Annotated in this window: 14 protein-coding genes and 1 tRNA gene; 14 read left to right on the top strand and 1 reads right to left on the bottom strand. The window is 63.4% G+C overall.

Features of this window, described 5'->3' with window-relative positions:
* The 10 genes from AC1D29_RS29265 to rpoC all read left to right on the top strand — a co-directional run.
* Nucleotides 1-177, top strand: a 177-nt coding sequence (locus tag AC1D29_RS29265; protein ID WP_477904241.1) for an EF-Tu C-terminal domain-related protein, incomplete at its 5' end; no start/stop codon positions are given.
* 15 nt (nucleotides 178-192) lie between these two features.
* A tRNA-Trp gene (locus AC1D29_RS29260) sits at nucleotides 193-268 on the top strand.
* A 141-nt stretch (nucleotides 269-409) separates the two neighbouring features.
* A complete protein-coding gene (gene secE / locus AC1D29_RS29255; protein ID WP_477904239.1) occupies nucleotides 410-796 on the top strand; it encodes a preprotein translocase subunit SecE in 387 nt (128 codons plus the stop codon).
* A gap of 24 nt (nucleotides 797-820) precedes the next feature.
* On the top strand, nucleotides 821-1,396 hold the full coding sequence (gene nusG / locus AC1D29_RS29250) for a transcription termination/antitermination protein NusG (protein ID WP_422009939.1): 576 nt from the start codon (nucleotides 821-823) through the stop codon (nucleotides 1,394-1,396).
* Between the two features lie 166 nt (nucleotides 1,397-1,562).
* Entirely contained in the window at nucleotides 1,563-1,997 is a 435-nt protein-coding gene (gene rplK, locus AC1D29_RS29245) for a 50S ribosomal protein L11 (protein WP_477904237.1), read from the top strand.
* Nucleotide 1,998: 1 nt separating this feature from the next.
* A complete protein-coding gene (gene rplA / locus AC1D29_RS29240; RefSeq protein ID WP_477904235.1) occupies nucleotides 1,999-2,706 on the top strand; it encodes a 50S ribosomal protein L1 in 708 nt (235 codons plus the stop codon).
* Nucleotides 2,707-3,002: 296 nt separating this feature from the next.
* Nucleotides 3,003-3,527, top strand: a complete 525-nt coding sequence (gene rplJ, locus AC1D29_RS29235; protein ID WP_477904233.1) for a 50S ribosomal protein L10 — start codon at nucleotides 3,003-3,005, stop codon at nucleotides 3,525-3,527.
* Nucleotides 3,528-3,578: 51 nt separating this feature from the next.
* On the top strand, nucleotides 3,579-3,959 hold the full coding sequence (rplL, locus tag AC1D29_RS29230; RefSeq protein WP_477904231.1) for a 50S ribosomal protein L7/L12: 381 nt from the start codon (nucleotides 3,579-3,581) through the stop codon (nucleotides 3,957-3,959).
* 336 nt (nucleotides 3,960-4,295) lie between these two features.
* Entirely contained in the window at nucleotides 4,296-8,417 is a 4,122-nt protein-coding gene (rpoB, locus tag AC1D29_RS29225; RefSeq protein WP_477904229.1) for a DNA-directed RNA polymerase subunit beta, read from the top strand.
* A gap of 11 nt (nucleotides 8,418-8,428) precedes the next feature.
* Nucleotides 8,429-12,643 (top strand): DNA-directed RNA polymerase subunit beta', encoded by a 4,215-nt coding sequence (gene rpoC, locus AC1D29_RS29220; protein WP_477904227.1) that lies wholly within the window; start codon nucleotides 8,429-8,431, stop codon nucleotides 12,641-12,643.
* Nucleotides 12,644-12,702: 59 nt separating this feature from the next.
* On the opposite strand, the gene AC1D29_RS29215 is transcribed toward rpoC, so the two are convergent.
* A complete protein-coding gene (locus AC1D29_RS29215) occupies nucleotides 12,703-13,167 on the bottom strand; it encodes a putative toxin-antitoxin system toxin component, PIN family (RefSeq protein WP_477904226.1) in 465 nt (154 codons plus the stop codon).
* A gap of 174 nt (nucleotides 13,168-13,341) precedes the next feature.
* On the opposite strand from AC1D29_RS29215, the gene rpsL reads away from it, so the two are divergent.
* The 4 genes from rpsL to AC1D29_RS29195 all read left to right on the top strand — a co-directional run.
* On the top strand, nucleotides 13,342-13,716 hold the full coding sequence (gene rpsL, locus AC1D29_RS29210; protein WP_056194784.1) for a 30S ribosomal protein S12: 375 nt from the start codon (nucleotides 13,342-13,344) through the stop codon (nucleotides 13,714-13,716).
* A gap of 155 nt (nucleotides 13,717-13,871) precedes the next feature.
* Nucleotides 13,872-14,342, top strand: coding sequence for a 30S ribosomal protein S7 (rpsG, locus tag AC1D29_RS29205; protein ID WP_119046632.1), 471 nt, complete (start codon nucleotides 13,872-13,874; stop codon nucleotides 14,340-14,342).
* A 69-nt stretch (nucleotides 14,343-14,411) separates the two neighbouring features.
* Nucleotides 14,412-16,517 carry an elongation factor G gene (gene fusA / locus AC1D29_RS29200; protein ID WP_477904224.1) on the top strand — a complete coding sequence of 702 codons (2,106 nt, stop codon included), beginning with the start codon at nucleotides 14,412-14,414 and terminating at the stop codon, nucleotides 16,515-16,517.
* Nucleotides 16,518-16,639: 122 nt separating this feature from the next.
* Nucleotides 16,640-16,889, top strand: a 250-nt coding sequence (locus tag AC1D29_RS29195) for a GTP-binding protein (protein WP_457426405.1), incomplete at its 3' end; no start/stop codon positions are given.

Below are 16,889 nucleotides of genomic sequence, written 5' to 3'. Positions count from 1 at the left end.
GACGTGACCGGTGCCGTGGAGCTGCCCAAGGACAAGGAAATGGTCATGCCCGGCGACAACGTCGGCATCACCGTGAAGCTGATTGCGCCGATCGCCATGGAGACGGGCCTGCGCTTCGCCATCCGTGAAGGCGGCCGCACCGTCGGCTCGGGCGTCGTCGCAACGATCATTGCGTAAGTTTTTTTAGGCCGCAGGGGCATAGCTCAATTGGCAGAGCGTCGGTCTCCAAAACCGAAGGTTGGGGGTTCGAGACCCTCTGCCCCTGCCAACAGTCGCTGATCACGACGGTTGGAATCAAGGCTCAAAGCATCGGCCCGCGAGAGCAATCTCGGCGGGCCTTGCTGCTGATGGCTACAAGCCTGAGCAGCATCCGAATAGCCGCTGCAAGGCGGCACGTGAAAGTGAAGTGATGGCGAATCCTCCCCAAGTCGAGACCGTGACGAGCGGTGCCGACAAGGCCAAGCTGGCCGCCGCGGTGTTGCTGCTGGTCGGCGCGCTGGTGGCTTATTACGGCCTGTCCAAGCAGGGCGCGCTGGCGCAATGGGCCTCGCTGTTCGTGCTGATGGCTGCCAGCGTGGCGGTTTTCTTCACGTCCGAGCATGGCAAGTCGCTGATCGCCTACGGTCGCGACTCGGTGCGCGAGGTCCGCAAGGTCGCCTGGCCCACCGTCAAGGACGCGCGCCAGATGACGCTGTATGTGTTCGCCTTCGTCGTCGTCATGGCACTGTTCCTGTGGCTGACCGACAAGACGCTGGAATGGGTGCTCTACGACCTGATCCTGGGCTGGAAGCGCTGATCAAGATCGAGGCAAGGAATCCCAATGTCTGAAGAACAAGTCGTCACGACCGAAGCCCCGGCGGGCCTGCCCAAGCGCTGGTATGTCGTCCATGCCTATTCGGGCATGGAGAAGGCTGTCGAACGCAATCTGCGCGAGCGCATCGACCGCGCCGGCATGCAGGACAAGTTCGGCCGCATCCTGGTGCCGACCGAAGAAGTCGTCGAGCTGAAGAACGGCAAGAAGGCCGTCACCGAGCGCCGTTTCTTCCCGGGTTATGTGCTGGTCGAGATGTCCATGGACGACGAGTCCTGGCACCTGGTCAAGCACACGTCCAAGGTGACGGGCTTCGTCGGTGGCGCCAAGAACCGCCCCGCGCCGATCTCGGAAGCCGAGGTCATGAAGATCGTCAACCAGATGCAAGAGGGCGTCGAGAAGCCCCGGCCCAAGGTCGAGTGGACGGTCGGCGAGGTCGTGCGCGTCAAGGAAGGCCCCTTCACCGACTTCAATGGCTCGGTCGAGGAAGTCAACTACGACAAGTCCAAGGTGCGTGTGTCGGTCACGATCTTCGGTCGTGCCACGCCGGTGGAGCTGGACTTCGCGCAGGTCGAAAAAGTCTGACGCGCTAGAATCCTGGGTTCGGCCGGCGTCCCATGAACGTCGGCCCGTGATCAGTCTGCAACGAGAGGCGGACAAGAGGAGCAAAGGTAAGGACTTCGGTCCGAGTCCGATGCGCTAGCACTCAGGTGTTCAGGCTTTGCCGCCCGGGCACTGGATTGGAGAAAACATGGCAAAGAAGATTGTCGGCTTCATCAAGCTGCAAATTCCGGCTGGCAAGGCTAACCCCTCGCCCCCGGTGGGTCCTGCGCTGGGTCAGCGTGGCCTGAACATCATGGAGTTCTGCAAGGCGTTCAACGCCCAGACTCAAGCCGGCTACGAGCCTGGCATGAAGCTGCCGGTGGTCATCACCGCGTTCGCAGACAAGAGCTTCACCTTCATCATCAAGTCGCCCCCGGCGACCGTGCTGATCAAGAAGGCTGCCAAGATCGAAAAGGGCTCGCAGCGCCCCCATCTGGACAAGGTCGGCAAGCTGACCCGCGCCCAGCTGGAAGAGATCGCAACGATCAAGACCAAGGACCTGACGGCTGCCAGCATGGACGCCGCGGTCAAGACCATCGCCGGCTCAGCCCGCTCGATGGGCATCATCGTGGAAGGGGTCTGACATGGCCAAGCTCACCAAGAAGCAAAAGGCGCTGGCTGGCAAGGTCGAGTCGACCAAGCTGTACGGCCTGACCGAAGCGCTGGACCTGGTCAAGGGTCTGGCCTCCGCCAAGTTCGATGAGTCCATCGACGTGGCCGTGCAACTCGGCATCGATGCCAAGAAGTCGGACCAGGTCGTGCGTGGCGCCGTCGTGATGCCCAACGGCACCGGCAAGACCAAGCGCGTCGCCGTTTTCGCCCAAGGCGCCAAGGCTGACGAAGCCCGCGCCGCCGGCGCCGACGTTGTCGGCATGGAAGACCTGGCCGAGCGCGTCAAGGCGGGCGACATGCCCTTCGACGTGGTCATCGCCTCGCCGGACACGATGCGTGTCGTCGGTACCCTGGGTCAGATCCTGGGCCCGCGCGGCCTGATGCCCAACCCCAAGGTCGGCACCGTGACCCCGGACGTCGCCACCGCCGTCAAGAACGCCAAGGCTGGCCAGGTCCAGTTCCGCGTCGACAAGGCCGGCATCATCCATGGCACCCTCGGCCGTCGTTCGTTCGACACCGACAAGCTGGAAGGCAACCTGCGCGCGCTGATCGAAGCCCTGAACAAGAGCAAGCCGGCGTCGAGCAAGGGCATCTACCTGCGCAAGGTGGCGATCTCCTCGACGATGGGCGTTGGCGCCCGTGTCGACATCGCCACGATCAACGCTCAAGCCCAGGCCTGAGCTTGAACTGAATCTGTGCGGCGCGAGTCTGGCGCCGCGCACACAAGATTGGTGGGGCGTTGGCCAGCTTGCTGGCCGGCGCGTCATCCAAGACCGCTGGTGATGAGCCCTGCAGTTGGGGGCAAGTCTTAATCCGGGGAACCGATGTGACAGTCGGCCTCGACCAGCGCAGATGGCGGTCCCGCTGACGGGTTTATCGCTCCGAGCCATCGGAGCGGGTTTCCTGACAGATGGTCGCTGAATCCCTGGCGCTCTGGATGCCGCAAGGCGGAAGGAGCAAATGTGAGGAGTAGACCTTGAGTCTCAATCGCAACGAGAAGGCAGTCGTCGTCTCCGACGTCGCAGCGCAAGCTGCCAAGTCGCAGACGCTGGCGTTGGCCGAGTACCGTGGCCTCACCGTGGAAGCCTTGAACAAGCTGCGCGTCACCGCGCGCGCCCAAGGTGTGTATCTTCACGTGCTGAAGAACACCCTGGCGCGTCGTGCTGTCGCAGGCACCCCGTTCGAAGCTGCTGCGGAGAGCATGGTCGGCCCGCTGATCTACGGCTTTTCGGAAGACGCTGTCGCGGCTGCCAAAGTCATCGCTGACTTTGCCAAGACCAACGACAAGCTCGTCATCAAGGGCGGCGCGTACGGCGGCAAGGCTCTGGACGTGAACGGCGTGAAAGCGCTGGCCTCTGTCCCGAGCAAGGAAGTGCTGCTGTCGCAAATCGCTGGCCTGCTCAAGTCGCCGGTGCAACGCACCGCGGCCGTGCTGGCGGCCCTGGCTCAGCAACGTGGTGCCGGCGCCGAAGTGGCCGCCGAAGCCCCGGCTGCGGCCTGATCGACGAACAACGCGTTCATTCGCAATCAATCTGTTTTAAGGAAATTCATCATGGCATTCGATAAAGACGCTTTCCTGTCCGCTCTGGACAGCATGACCGTTCTGGAACTGAACGATCTGGTCAAGGCAATTGAAGAGAAGTTCGGCGTGTCCGCCGCTTCGATGGCTGCTCCGGCCGCCGGTGGCGCTGGCGGCGGTGCTGCTGCTGCTGTTGAAGAGAAGACCGAGTTCAACGTCGTGCTGACCGAAGCCGGCGCTCAGAAGGTCTCCGTCATCAAGGCCGTCCGTGAAATCACGGGCCTGGGTCTGAAGGAAGCCAAGGACTTGGTCGACGGCGCTCCGAAGAACGTCAAGGAAGGCGTGTCCAAGGCTGACGGCGAAGCCGCTGTCAAGAAGCTGGTTGAAGCCGGCGCCAAGGCCGAGCTGAAGTAAGACTTTGGGGTTGGGCCTGCGACGCAGGCTCCGGCCCCACTGACTAGAAAAGGGGTTGCCCTCAGGGCTTCCCCTTTTTCGTCTTTGCGGGTTAATCCTGCTTGAGAACAGCTGAAAGCACTCGGCGCAGTATGATGCGCAGTTCTTTCAAGTGTTCTCTGATCCGACTGCAGAGAACCAGTTTGGTCGGACTCCGGTGCAATGCCGGGGTTGTCCGCCAGCGGTTGGTAGTGGCCAACCACCAAGCTAGGCAGCCGCCCGTTCTGGGCGGGTGAGCCAGCCAGTCGCCGACGCGGCTCGCCCCACGGCCAGGGGTGGGCTCGACACGGAGTGTTTATGGCGCAAGCAACCCCCTACAGCTACACCGAGCGCAAGCGGATCCGCAAGAGCTTCGGCAAGCGCGAGAGCGTTCTCAACGTTCCCTATCTGCTCACCATGCAGAAGGACAGCTACGTGGCCTTCCTGCAGAAGGACGTGGCCCCCGCCAAACGCAAGCCCGAAGGGCTGCAGGCGGCTTTCCTTTCGGCGTTCCCGATTGTTTCGCACAACGGTTTCGTCGAGATGAAGTTCCTCGAGTTCAACATCGCCAAGCCGCCGTTCGACACCCGCGAGTGCCAGCAGCGGGGGTTGACCTACGCAGCCGCCGTGCGTGCGCGCCTGCAGATGATCATCTATGACCGTGAGTCGCCCCAGGCGAAGACGGTCAAGGAAATCAAGGAGCAAGAGGTCTACATGGGCGAAGTGCCCCTGATGACCGACTACGGCTCCTTCATCGTCAACGGTACCGAGCGCGTCATCGTGTCGCAGCTGCACCGTTCGCCGGGCGTGTTCTTCGAGCACGACAAGGGCAAGACGCACTCGTCGGGCAAGCTGCTGTTCAGCGCCCGCATCATTCCCTACCGCGGTTCCTGGCTGGACTTCGAGTTCGACCCGAAGGACATCCTGTACTTCCGCGTCGACCGTCGCCGCAAGATGCCGGTCACGATCCTGCTCAAGGCCATCGGCCTGAACCCCGAGCAGATCTTGGCCCACTTCTTCGTGTTCGACAACTTCCGTCTGATGGATGTTGGCGCGCAGCTGGAGTTCGTCGCCGACCGCCTGAAGGGTGAAGTCGCCCGCTTCGACATCGTCGACAAGAGCGGCGCCGTCATCGTCGAGAAGGACAAGCGCATCACGGCTCGTCACGTGCGCCAGCTGGAGCAATCCGGCACGCAGCACATCTCGGTGCCGGAAGACTTCCTGGTCGGCCGCGTGCTGGCCAAGAACATGATCGACGCTGACACCGGCGAGATCATTGCCAAGGCCAATGACGAACTGACCGACGCGCTGCTGAAGAAGCTGCGCCAGGCTGGCGTCAAGGAAATCCAGTGCCTGTTCACGAACGAGCTGGACGAAGGCGCCTACATCTCGCAAACGCTGGCGTCTGACGAGACCGAGACGCAGCTGGCCGCCCGCGTCGCCATCTACCGCATGATGCGCCCCGGCGAGCCGCCGACGGAAGACGCCGTCGAAGCGCTGTTCAACCGCCTGTTCTACAGCACCGACACGTACGACCTGAGCCGCGTCGGTCGCATGAAGTTCAACGCGCGTGTCGGCCGTGACACGCCGGAAGGCGCGATGAACCTGTCCAACGAGGACATCCTTGACGTCGTCAAGATCCTCGTCGAGCTGCGCAATGGCCGCGGCGAAGTGGACGACATCGACCACCTGGGCAACCGTCGCGTGCGTTGCGTGGGCGAACTGGCCGAAAACCAGTACCGCTCGGGCCTCGCCCGCATCGAGAAGGCCGTCAAGGAACGTCTGGGCCAGGCCGAGACCGAAGCCCTGATGCCGCACGACCTGATCAACTCCAAGCCCATCTCCGCGGCGCTGAAGGAGTTCTTCGGTGCGTCGCAGCTGTCGCAGTTCATGGACCAGACCAACCCGCTGTCGGAAATCACGCACAAGCGTCGTGTGTCCGCCCTGGGCCCGGGCGGCCTGACCCGCGAGCGCGCCGGCTTCGAAGTCCGTGACGTGCACCCGACCCACTACGGCCGCGTCTGCCCGATCGAAACGCCGGAAGGCCCGAACATCGGCCTGATCAACTCGCTGGCGCTGTTCGCGCAGCTCAACGAGTACGGCTTCCTGGAAACGCCTTACCGCCGCGTCGTCGACGGCAAGGTGACCGACCAGATCGACTACCTGTCCGCCATCGAGGAAGGCAAGTACGTCATCGCCCAGGCGAATGCGACGCTGAACACCACCGGCGAGCTGACCGACGAACTCGTGTCTGCCCGTGAAAACGGTGAATCGGTGCTGACCTCGCCCGAGCGCATCCAGTACATGGACGTGGCGCCGACGCAGATCGTGTCGGTGGCGGCCTCGCTCGTGCCCTTCCTGGAGCATGACGACGCGAACCGCGCGCTGATGGGCGCCAACATGCAGCGTCAGGCGGTGCCGGTGCTGCGCCCCGAGAAGGCTTTCGTGGGCACGGGCGTCGAGCGCGTGGCGGCGAAGGACTCGGGCACGGTGGTCGCGGCTCGCCGCGGCGGCGTGGTCGACTATGTCGACACGAACCGCATCGTGATCCGCGTGAACGATGACGAGACCGTGGCCGGTGAGGTCGGTGTCGACATCTACAACCTGATCAAGTACCAGCGTTCCAACCAGAACACCAACATCCACCAGCGCCCGATCGTGCGCCGTGGCGACAAGGTGGCGGCCGAGGACATCATTGCCGACGGCGCGTCCACCGACATCGGTGAACTGGCCCTGGGCCAGAACATGCTGGTCGCGTTCATGCCCTGGAACGGCTACAACTTCGAAGACTCGATCCTGATCTCCGAACGCGTCATCGCCGAAGACCGCTACACCTCGATCCACATCGAGGAGCTGGTCGTCAACGCGCGTGACACCAAGCTGGGCGCCGAGGAAATCACCCGCGACATCCCGAACCTGTCCGAGCAGCAGCTCGGCCGTCTGGACGAGTCGGGCATCGTCTACATCGGTGCCGAAGTGAACCCGGGCGACGTGCTGGTCGGCAAGGTCACGCCCAAGGGCGAGACGACGCTGACGCCGGAAGAGAAGTTGCTGCGCGCCATCTTCGGCGAGAAGGCTTCGGACGTGAAGGACACGTCGCTGCGCGTCGACCAGGGCACGCAAGGCACGGTCATCGACGTGCAAGTCTTCACCCGTGAAGGCATCCAGCGCGACAAGCGCGCCCAGCAGATCATTGACGACGAGCTGAAGCGCTACCGCCTGGACCTGAACGACCAGCTGCGCATCGTCGAGAGCGACGCCTTCGACCGTATCGAGAAGCTGCTCAATGGCAAGGTCGCCAACGGCGGTCCGCAGAAGATCGCCAAGGGCACCAAGATCGACAAGGACTACCTGGCTTCGGTCGAGCGCTTCCACTGGTTCGACATCCGCCCGGCCGAGGAGGAAGTCGCCAACCAGCTCGAGTCGATCAAGAACTCGCTCGACCAGACCCGCCACAGCTTCGACCTGGCTTTTGAAGAAAAGCGCAAGAAGCTGACGCAGGGCGACGAGCTGCCTGCCGGCGTGCTGAAGATGGTCAAGGTCTACCTGGCCGTCAAGCGTCGCCTGCAGCCTGGCGACAAGATGGCCGGCCGTCACGGCAACAAGGGCGTCGTGTCCAAGGTCACCCCGATCGAAGACATGCCCTACATGGCCGACGGCACGCCTGCCGACATCGTGCTGAACCCGCTGGGCGTCCCGTCGCGGATGAACGTGGGCCAGGTGCTGGAAGTGCATCTGGGCTGGGCCGGCAAGGGCATCGGCCAGCGCATTGGCGACATGCTGCAGCAGCACACCAAGGTGGCCGAGCTGCGCAAGCTGTTCGACGAGCTGTACAACCAGAGCGGCGGCAAGACCGAGAACATCGACGACCTGACCGACACGGAAGTGCTGGAAATGGCCGAGAACCTCGCCAAGGGCGTGCCCTTCGCGACGCCGGTGTTCGATGGTGCCAAGGAAGAAGAAATCCGCGGCATGCTGAAGCTGGCCTACCCGGACGACATCGCCGCCAAGAAGGGCCTGACCGCCACGCGCACCCAGGCCTGGCTGTGCGACGGCCGCACCGGCGAGCAATTCGAGCGCCCGGTCACCGTCGGCTACATGCACGTGCTGAAGCTGCACCACTTGGTGGACGACAAGATGCACGCCCGCTCGACCGGCCCGTACTCGCTGGTCACGCAGCAACCGCTGGGCGGCAAGGCGCAGTTCGGCGGCCAGCGTTTCGGCGAAATGGAAGTCTGGGCGCTGGAAGCCTACGGCGCCTCGTACATCCTGCAGGAAATGCTGACGGTCAAGTCCGACGACGTGAACGGCCGCACCAAGGTGTACGAGTCCATCGTCAAGGGCGAACACGCCATCGAAGCGGGCATGCCCGAATCGTTCAACGTCCTGGTCAAGGAGATTCGCTCCCTTGGCATCGACATTGAACTGGAACGCAATTAAGGAGCAGATGCATGAAGGGACTACTCGACCTTTTCAAGCAATTCACCCCCGATGAGCATTTCGATGCCATCAAGATCGGCCTGGCTTCCCCGGAGAAGATCCGCAGCTGGTCGTTCGGCGAGGTGAAGAAGCCCGAGACCATCAACTACCGCACCTTCAAGCCGGAACGCGACGGCCTGTTCTGCGCCAAGATCTTTGGCCCGATCAAGGACTACGAGTGCCTGTGCGGCAAGTACAAGCGCCTGAAGCACCGCGGCGTGATCTGCGAGAAGTGCGGCGTTGAAGTCACGCAGACCAAGGTTCGCCGTGACCGCATGGGCCACATCGACCTGGCGGCGCCCTGCGCGCACATCTGGTTCCTGAAGTCGCTCCCCAGCCGTCTGGGCCTCGTGCTCGACATGACGCTGCGCGACATCGAACGCGTGCTGTACTTCGAAGCGTACGTGGTCGTCGACCCGGGCATGACGCCGCTGAAGAAGTTCTCGATCATGAGCGAGGACGACTACGACGCCAAGCGCGTCGAGTTCGGCGACGAGTTCATCGCGCTGATGGGCGCCGAGGGCATCAAGAAGCTGCTGGAGGAGATGGATCTCGACATCGAGATCGATCGCCTGCGCAACGACATGACCGGCTCGGAGCTCAAGGTCAAGAAGAACTCCAAGCGCCTGAAGGTCATGGAGGCCTTCAAGAAGTCCGGCATCAAGCCGAACTGGATGGTGCTGGACGTGCTGCCCGTGCTGCCGCCGGACCTGCGTCCGCTGGTGCCGCTGGACGGCGGCCGCTTCGCGACCTCCGACCTGAACGACCTCTACCGTCGCGTCATCAACCGCAACAACCGCCTGGCCCGTCTGCTGGAGCTGAAGGCCCCTGAAATCATCGTGCGCAACGAAAAGCGCATGCTGCAGGAAGCCGTCGACTCGCTGCTGGACAACGGCCGCCGCGGCAAGGCGATGACCGGCGCGAACAAGCGTGCCCTCAAGTCGCTGGCCGACATGATCAAGGGCAAGAGCGGTCGCTTCCGTCAGAACTTGCTGGGCAAGCGCGTCGACTACTCGGGCCGTTCGGTCATCGTGGTCGGCCCGACGCTCAAGCTGCACCAGTGCGGCCTGCCCAAGCTGATGGCGCTCGAGCTCTTCAAGCCCTTCATCTTCAGCCGTCTCGAAGCCATGGGCATCGCGACGACGATCAAGGCTGCGAAGAAGGAAGTCGAATCCGGCACGCCGGTGGTCTGGGACATCCTCGAAGAAGTCATCAAGGAGCACCCGGTTCTGCTGAACCGCGCCCCGACGCTGCACCGCCTCGGCATCCAGGCCTTCGAGCCCGTGCTGATCGAAGGCAAGGCCATCCAGCTGCACCCGCTCGTCTGCTCGGCCTTCAACGCCGACTTCGACGGCGACCAGATGGCCGTCCACGTGCCGCTGTCCATCGAAGCGCAGATGGAAGCCCGCACGCTGATGCTGGCCTCCAACAACGTGCTGTTCCCGGCCTCGGGTGAGCCGTCGATCGTGCCGTCGCAAGACGTGGTGCTGGGTCTGTACTACGCGACCCGCGAGCGCACCAACGGCAAGGGCGAGGGCATGATCTTCTCGGACATCCCCGAGATGATCCGCGCGCTGGAAAACGGCGCCGTGGAAATCACCGCCAAGATCAGCGTGCGTCTGGTCGAGTGGACCAAGGACAAGGACACGGGCGAATTCGTCGCCGAGACCAAGCTGACGGACACCACCGTCGGCCGCGCGCTGCTGTCCGAGATCCTGCCCAAGGGCCTGCCGTTCTCGAACATCAACAAGGCGCTGAAGAAGAAGGAAATCTCGCGTCTCATCAACACGAGCTTCCGCAAGTGCGGCCTGAAGGAAACCGTCGTGCTGGCCGACAAGCTGCTGCAAAGCGGCTTCAAGCTCGCCACGCGCGCCGGTATCTCCATCGCCATCGACGACATGCTGGTGCCCGCGCAGAAGCACACGCTGATCGAGCGCGCCGAGAAGGAAGTCAAGGAGATCGAGCAGCAGTACGTCTCGGGTCTCGTGACGGCCGGCGAGCGCTACAACAAGGTCGTGGACATCTGGGGCAAGGCCGGTGACGAAATCGGCAAGAAGATGATGGACCACCTGAAGGTCGAGAAGACGACCGATCGCCACGGCAAGACCGTCGATCAAGAGTCGTTCAACTCGATCTACATGATGGCCGACTCGGGTGCCCGCGGTAGCGCGGCCCAGATCCGCCAGCTGGCCGGCATGCGCGGCCTGATGGCCAAGCCGGACGGCTCCATCATCGAGACGCCCATCACGGCGAACTTCCGTGAAGGCCTGAACGTTCTGCAGTACTTCATCTCCACCCACGGTGCCCGCAAGGGCCTGGCGGACACGGCGCTGAAGACCGCGAACTCCGGCTACCTGACGCGTCGTCTGGTCGACGTGACCCAGGATCTGGTGGTCATCGAGGAAGACTGCGGCACCGACAACGGCATGGCGATGCGCGCCCTGGTCGAAGGTGGTGAAGTCATCGAATCGCTGCGTGACCGCGTCCTCGGCCGCGTCACGGCGGTCGATGTCGTGCACCCCGAAACCCAGGCGTCGCTGCTGGGCGCCAGCCACATGCTGGACGAAGACACGCTCGACGTGTTGGAGGCTGCCGGCGTCGACGAGATCAAGGTTCGCACGCCGCTGACCTGCGCCACGCGCTTCGGTCTGTGCGCGAAGTGCTACGGCCGCGACCTCGGCCGCGGCGGCCTGGTCAACACCGGTGAAGCTGTGGGCGTCATTGCCGCACAGTCCATCGGTGAGCCCGGCACGCAGCTGACGATGCGGACCTTCCACATCGGCGGTGCCGCGTCGCGTGCAGCGGTTGCCTCGAGTGTCGAAGCCAAGTCGGACGGCATCATCGGCTTCAACGCCACGATGCGTTACGTCACCAACGGCAAGGGCGAGCTGGTCGTGATTTCCCGCTCCGGCGAGATCATCATTGCCGACCCGCACGGCCGCGAGCGTGAGCGTCACAAGGTGCCTTACGGCGCGATCCTGAACATCAAGGCCAGCCAGGTCATCAAGGCCGGCGTGGTGCTCGCGAACTGGGATCCGCTGACCCGCCCGATCATCACGGAATTCGCCGGCCAGGCGCGTTTCGAGAACGTCGAGGAAGGCGTGACCGTCGCCAAGCAGGTGGACGAGGTGACCGGTCTGTCGACCCTGGTCGTCATCGACCCGAAGCGCCGCGGTGCCGCCAAGGTCATCCGCCCGCAGGTCAAGCTGCTGGATGCGGGTGGTCACGAGGTCAAGATCCCCGGTACCGACCACTCGGTGGCCATCGGCTTCCAGGTCGGCTCGCTGATCCAGATCCGCGATGGCCAGGAACTGCTGCCCGGTGAAGTGCTGGCCCGTATCCCGGTCGAAGGCCAGAAGACGCGAGACATCACCGGCGGTCTGCCGCGTGTGGCCGAGCTCTTCGAAGCCCGCTCGCCGAAGGATGTCGGTGTGCTGGCCGAGCAGACCGGCACCGTGTCGTTCGGCAAGGAGACCAAGGGCAAGATTCGCCTGCAGATCACCGATCCGGACGGCAAGGCCCACGAGGAACTGGTGCCCAAGGAAAAGAACATCCTGGTGCACGAAGGCCAAGTGGTGAACCGCGGCGAGCTGATCGTCGACGGTGCGGCAGACCCGCAGGACATCCTGCGCCTGCTGGGCATCGAGGAACTGGCGCGCTACATCGTCGACGAGGTGCAGGACGTCTACCGACTCCAGGGCGTGAAGATCAACGACAAGCACATCGAGGTGATCGTTCGCCAGATGCTGCGTCGCGTGATGATCACCAACCCGGGTGATTCGACGTACATCCTGAACGAGCAGGTCGAGCGTTCGGAGCTGCTGGACACCAACGACCGTCTGCGCAAGGAAGGCAAGATGATTGCCATCCACTCCGACGTGCTGTTGGGCATCACCAAGGCGTCGCTGTCGACGGATTCCTTCATCTCGGCCGCTTCCTTCCAGGAAACGACCCGCGTGCTCACCGAGGCTGCCATCATGGGCAAGCGCGACGAGCTGCGTGGCCTGAAGGAAAACGTCATCGTCGGTCGCCTGATCCCCGCCGGCACCGGCATGGCCTTCCACCAGGCCCGCCGTGCCAAGGAAGAGATGGACGACGCCGAGCGTCGCGCCATCGCCCTGCAGGAGGCCGAGGAATTGGCTGCCGCGCAGATGGCTGGCGTCGACGCCGACCACGCGGCCGACTGAGCCGACGAGGGCTTTGCTGCCCTCTCAAGCCGCCCCGGTGCAAGCCGCGGGCGGCTTTTTCATTCCAGCGTCCACTGCTCCGGCTTCAGGATGACGAGGCCGCGTGGCTTGGCGCGCTTGGCCAGCGACAGCAACGCCTTGTCGCGCGACACCAGCCAGCGCGCACCGCGCGCCAGCGCCAGGTCGATGAATTTCTGGTCGTCCGGGTCACGGCAGACCAGCCGCGGTGACGGCTCGGCCGCCTCCACCGCGTGGGCATGGGCATCGAATTGGGCATCGATGAGGGCCAGGTCGGGCGCGTAGCGCGCGGCGACGCCGCGGCCCAGCACGTGGCGGATCTCGTTGCGCATCGCCGGTGCCACCAGCCAGCGCAAGCCGCCGGACGCCAAAGCCGCGGCCAAGGGCTGCACGCGCGGGTCGTTGAAGACCAACCAGTCCATGACAACCTGGGTGTCGACGACGATGGCCGGTCGCGTGTCTTCCTCTTGGGCTGGGGCGGTGAAGGCGAGGGCAGGCGACGGCATGTCACCAGCTTAACCGGCTCTACGGGCAGACCCTTGTGCCGAATCCCTCACCGGTCTACAATCCTCGGCTCTTCGCCTTTTGGGCGGCGTTTTGCCATGGGCGCACGCAAGTGCGCCACGCTGCGCCCCGAAACCAGCGAGGTTCACAGACTTCAAACGGGAACAAGTCGTTTTATGCCAACCATCAATCAACTGGTGCGCCACGGTCGAGAGGCCGAGGTCACCAAGTCCAAGTCGCCTGCGATGCAGAACTGCCCGCAGCGCCGCGGTGTCTGCACCCGCGTCTACACCACCACTCCGAAGAAGCCGAACTCGGCGCTGCGTAAGGTCGCCAAGGTGCGCCTGACGAACGGCTTCGAAGTCATCTCCTACATCGGCGGTGAAGGCCACAACCTGCAAGAACACAGCGTCGTGCTGGTTCGCGGCGGCCGTGTGAAGGACTTGCCTGGCGTGCGTTACCACATCGTCCGTGGCTCGCTCGACCTGCAAGGCGTCAAGGATCGCAAGCAGTCGCGCTCCAAGTACGGCGCGAAGCGTCCGAAGAAGTAAATCGTTTGTTCGGTTCAGTCGCTGACTGATCCAACGTTGTTGCGGCCCCTGAAATGTCTCAGCGGCCGAGTAAGTGGATGACCCCAGATGTCGGTGGTTGTCCAGCGGAGTCAGGTCAGAAGACCGTCTCCAACTGAAGCAAAAGGAAGAGTGCCATGCCACGTCGTCGCGAAGTACCCAAGCGCGAGATCCTCCCGGACCCCAAGTTCGGTTCTGTCGATCTGTCCAAGTTCATGAACGTCATCATGGAATCGGGCAAGAAGGCCGTCGCTGAGCGCATCATTTACGGCGCCCTCGACCAGGTCGAGAAGAAGATCGGCAAGGATCCGCTGGAAGTGTTCATGGTCGCCCTGAACAACGTGAAGCCCATGGTCGAAGTGAAGTCCCGCCGTGTCGGCGGTGCGAACTACCAAGTTCCCGTGGAAGTTCGCCCCGTCCGCCGGATGGCTCTGGCCATGCGCTGGTTGAAGGAATCGGCCCGCAAGCGCGGTGAGAAGTCGATGGCCCAGCGTCTGGCCAATGAGCTGCTGGAGGCCGCTGAAGGCCGCGGCGGCGCGATGAAGAAGCGCGACGAAGTTCACCGCATGGCTGAAGCCAACAAGGCTTTCTCGCACTTCCGCTTCTAAACTCACTGTCTTTCAGCCGCCTCGGGTTTCTACCAACCCGCTGGCGGCTCCTGTCTTCTGGAGCAAACCATGGCCCGCAAAACCCCCATCGAGCGCTACCGCAACATCGGTATCTCCGCGCACATCGATGCCGGCAAGACCACCACGACCGAGCGCATCCTTTACTACACCGGCGTGAACCACAAGATCGGTGAGGTGCATGACGGCGCCGCCACGATGGACTGGATGGAGCAGGAGCAGGAGCGTGGCATCACGATCACCTCCGCTGCCACGACCTGCTTCTGGAAGGGCATGGATCTGGCTCGCCCCGAGCACCGCATCAACATCATCGACACCCCGGGCCACGTCGACTTCACGATTGAAGTCGAGCGCTCGATGCGCGTGCTGGACGGCGCCTGCATGGTCTATTGCGCCGTGGGTGGCGTGCAGCCCCAGTCGGAAACCGTCTGGCGCCAGGCCAACAAGTACAAGGTGCCCCGCCTCGCGTTCGTCAACAAGATGGACCGCACCGGTGCGAACTTCTTCAAGGTCTACGACCAGATGAAGCTGCGCCTGAAGGCCAATCCCGTGCCCGTCGTCATCCCCATCGGCGCTGAAGAAAACTTCACCGGCGTGATCGACCTCATCAAGATGAAGGCGATTATTTGGGACGAGGCCTCGCAAGGCATGAAGTTCAGCTACGAAGAGATCCCGGCTGAACTGCAGGCTGACGCCGTCAAGTGGCGCGAGAACCTCATCGAAGCCGCCGCTGAGTCCAGCGAAGAGCTGATGAACAAGTACCTCGAGTCGGGCGATCTGACGGAAGACGAAGTCATCTCCGCCATCCGCAAGCGCACCATCGCCGCTGAAATCCAGCCGATGTTCTGCGGCACCGCCTTCAAGAACAAGGGCGTGCAGCGCATGCTCGACGGCATCCTCGACTTCATGCCCTCGCCCGCGGACATCCCGCCGGTGCCGGGCACCGACGACGACGACAAGCCCGTCGTGCGCCAGCGTATCGACGAAGAGAAGTTCGCGGCCCTGGCCTTCAAGCTGATGACCGACCCCTACGTCGGTCAGCTGACCTTCGTGCGCGTCTACTCCGGCGTGCTGAAGTCCGGCGACTCGGTCTTCAACCCGATCCGCGGCAAGAAGGAGCGTATCGGCCGGATCCTGCAGATGCACGCCAACCAGCGTGAAGAAATCTCGGAAATTCTGGCCGGCGACATCGCCGCCTGCGTGGGCCTGAAGGACGTCACCACGGGCGAGACCCTGTGCGACCCGGAAAGCATCATCACGCTGGAAAAGATGATCTTCCCCGAGCCCGTGATCTCGCAGGCCGTCGAGCCCAAGACCAAGGCCGACCAGGAAAAGATGGGTATCGCCCTGGGCCGCCTGGCCAAGGAAGACCCGTCCTTCCGTCTGCGCACCGATGAAGAGTCGGGCCAGACCATCATCTCCGGCATGGGCGAGCTGCACCTGGAAATCATCGTCGACCGCATGAAGCGCGAGTTCGGCGTGGAAGCCAACGTCGGCAAGCCGCAAGTGGCCTACCGCGAAACCATCCGCAAGACCGCCACCGACGTCGAAGGCAAGTTCGTTCGCCAGTCCGGTGGTAAGGGCCAGTACGGTCACGTCGTGCTGACGGTCGAGCCGCAAGAGCCGGGCAAGGGCTTCGAGTTCGTTGATGCCATCAAGGGCGGCGTCGTTCCTCGCGAGTACATCCCCGCGGTCGAAAAGGGCGTCATCGACACCCTGCCGAACGGCGTGCTGGCCGGCTATCCGGTCGTGGACGTCAAGGTCACGCTGACCTTCGGTTCGTACCACGACGTGGACTCGAACGAAAACGCGTTCAAGATGGCCGCTTCGATGGGCTTCAAGGAAGCCTGCCGCCGCGCCAGCCCCGTCATCCTCGAGCCGATGATGGCCGTGGAAGTCGAGACACCGGAAGACTACGCCGGTACGGTCATGGGTGACCTGTCCAGCCGTCGCGGCATGGTGCAGGGGATGGACGACATGGTCGGCGGTGGCAAGGTCATCAAGGCCGAAGTCCCGCTGAGCGAAATGTTCGGCTACTCCACGTCGCTGCGCTCGGCCACGCAAGGCCGCGCCACGTACACGATGGAGTTCAAGCACTACTCCGAAGCGCCCAAGAACGTTGCCGACGCCATCATCACGGCGCGCGGCAAGGCCTGATCCGCTTCTGAACCGAATCGTCTTCACAGCGGCCCGCCCGCTTCGCCAGTCGGCGGGAATCACGGGCTCTGTGGAAACGCTAAACCAACAGACTGGCGAGATGCTCTTTTTGGAGATTTGAAATGGCAAAAGGCAAGTTTGAACGGACCAAGCCGCACGTGAACGTGGGCACGATTGGCCACGTTGACCATGGCAAGACGACGCTGACGGCAGCGATCGCGACGGTGCTGTCCAAGAAGTTCGGCGGCGAGGCCAAGGCCTACGACCAGATCGACGCAGCGCCCGAAGAAAAGGCCCGCGGCATCACGATCAACACCGCCCACGTCGAGTACGAGACGGCCAACCGCCACTACGCGCACGTTGACTGCCCCC

The sequence above is a fragment of the Roseateles sp. P1_C6 genome (assembly GCF_056406315.1).
The sequence above is the reverse complement of the archived record's forward strand: the minus strand, read 5'-3'. Positions and strand labels throughout refer to the sequence as shown.

Excerpts from the sequence above, each read along its gene's own strand:
- fusA (WP_477904224.1), top strand. The coding sequence starts at position 14,412 with ATGGCCCGCAAAACCCCCATCGAGCGCTACCGCAACATCGGTATCTCC.
- rplK (WP_477904237.1), top strand. The coding sequence starts at position 1,563 with ATGGCAAAGAAGATTGTCGGCTTCATCAAGCTGCAAATTCCGGCTGGC.
- nusG (WP_422009939.1), top strand. The coding sequence starts at position 821 with ATGTCTGAAGAACAAGTCGTCACGACCGAAGCCCCGGCGGGCCTGCCC.
- rpoB (WP_477904229.1), top strand. The coding sequence starts at position 4,296 with ATGGCGCAAGCAACCCCCTACAGCTACACCGAGCGCAAGCGGATCCGC.
- rplL (WP_477904231.1), top strand. The coding sequence starts at position 3,579 with ATGGCATTCGATAAAGACGCTTTCCTGTCCGCTCTGGACAGCATGACC.
- rplA (WP_477904235.1), top strand. The coding sequence starts at position 1,999 with ATGGCCAAGCTCACCAAGAAGCAAAAGGCGCTGGCTGGCAAGGTCGAG.
- AC1D29_RS29215 (WP_477904226.1), bottom strand. The coding sequence starts at position 13,167 with ATGCCGTCGCCTGCCCTCGCCTTCACCGCCCCAGCCCAAGAGGAAGAC.
- secE (WP_477904239.1), top strand. The coding sequence starts at position 410 with ATGGCGAATCCTCCCCAAGTCGAGACCGTGACGAGCGGTGCCGACAAG.
- rpsL (WP_056194784.1), top strand. The coding sequence starts at position 13,342 with ATGCCAACCATCAATCAACTGGTGCGCCACGGTCGAGAGGCCGAGGTC.
- rpoC (WP_477904227.1), top strand. The coding sequence starts at position 8,429 with ATGAAGGGACTACTCGACCTTTTCAAGCAATTCACCCCCGATGAGCAT.
- rpsG (WP_119046632.1), top strand. The coding sequence starts at position 13,872 with ATGCCACGTCGTCGCGAAGTACCCAAGCGCGAGATCCTCCCGGACCCC.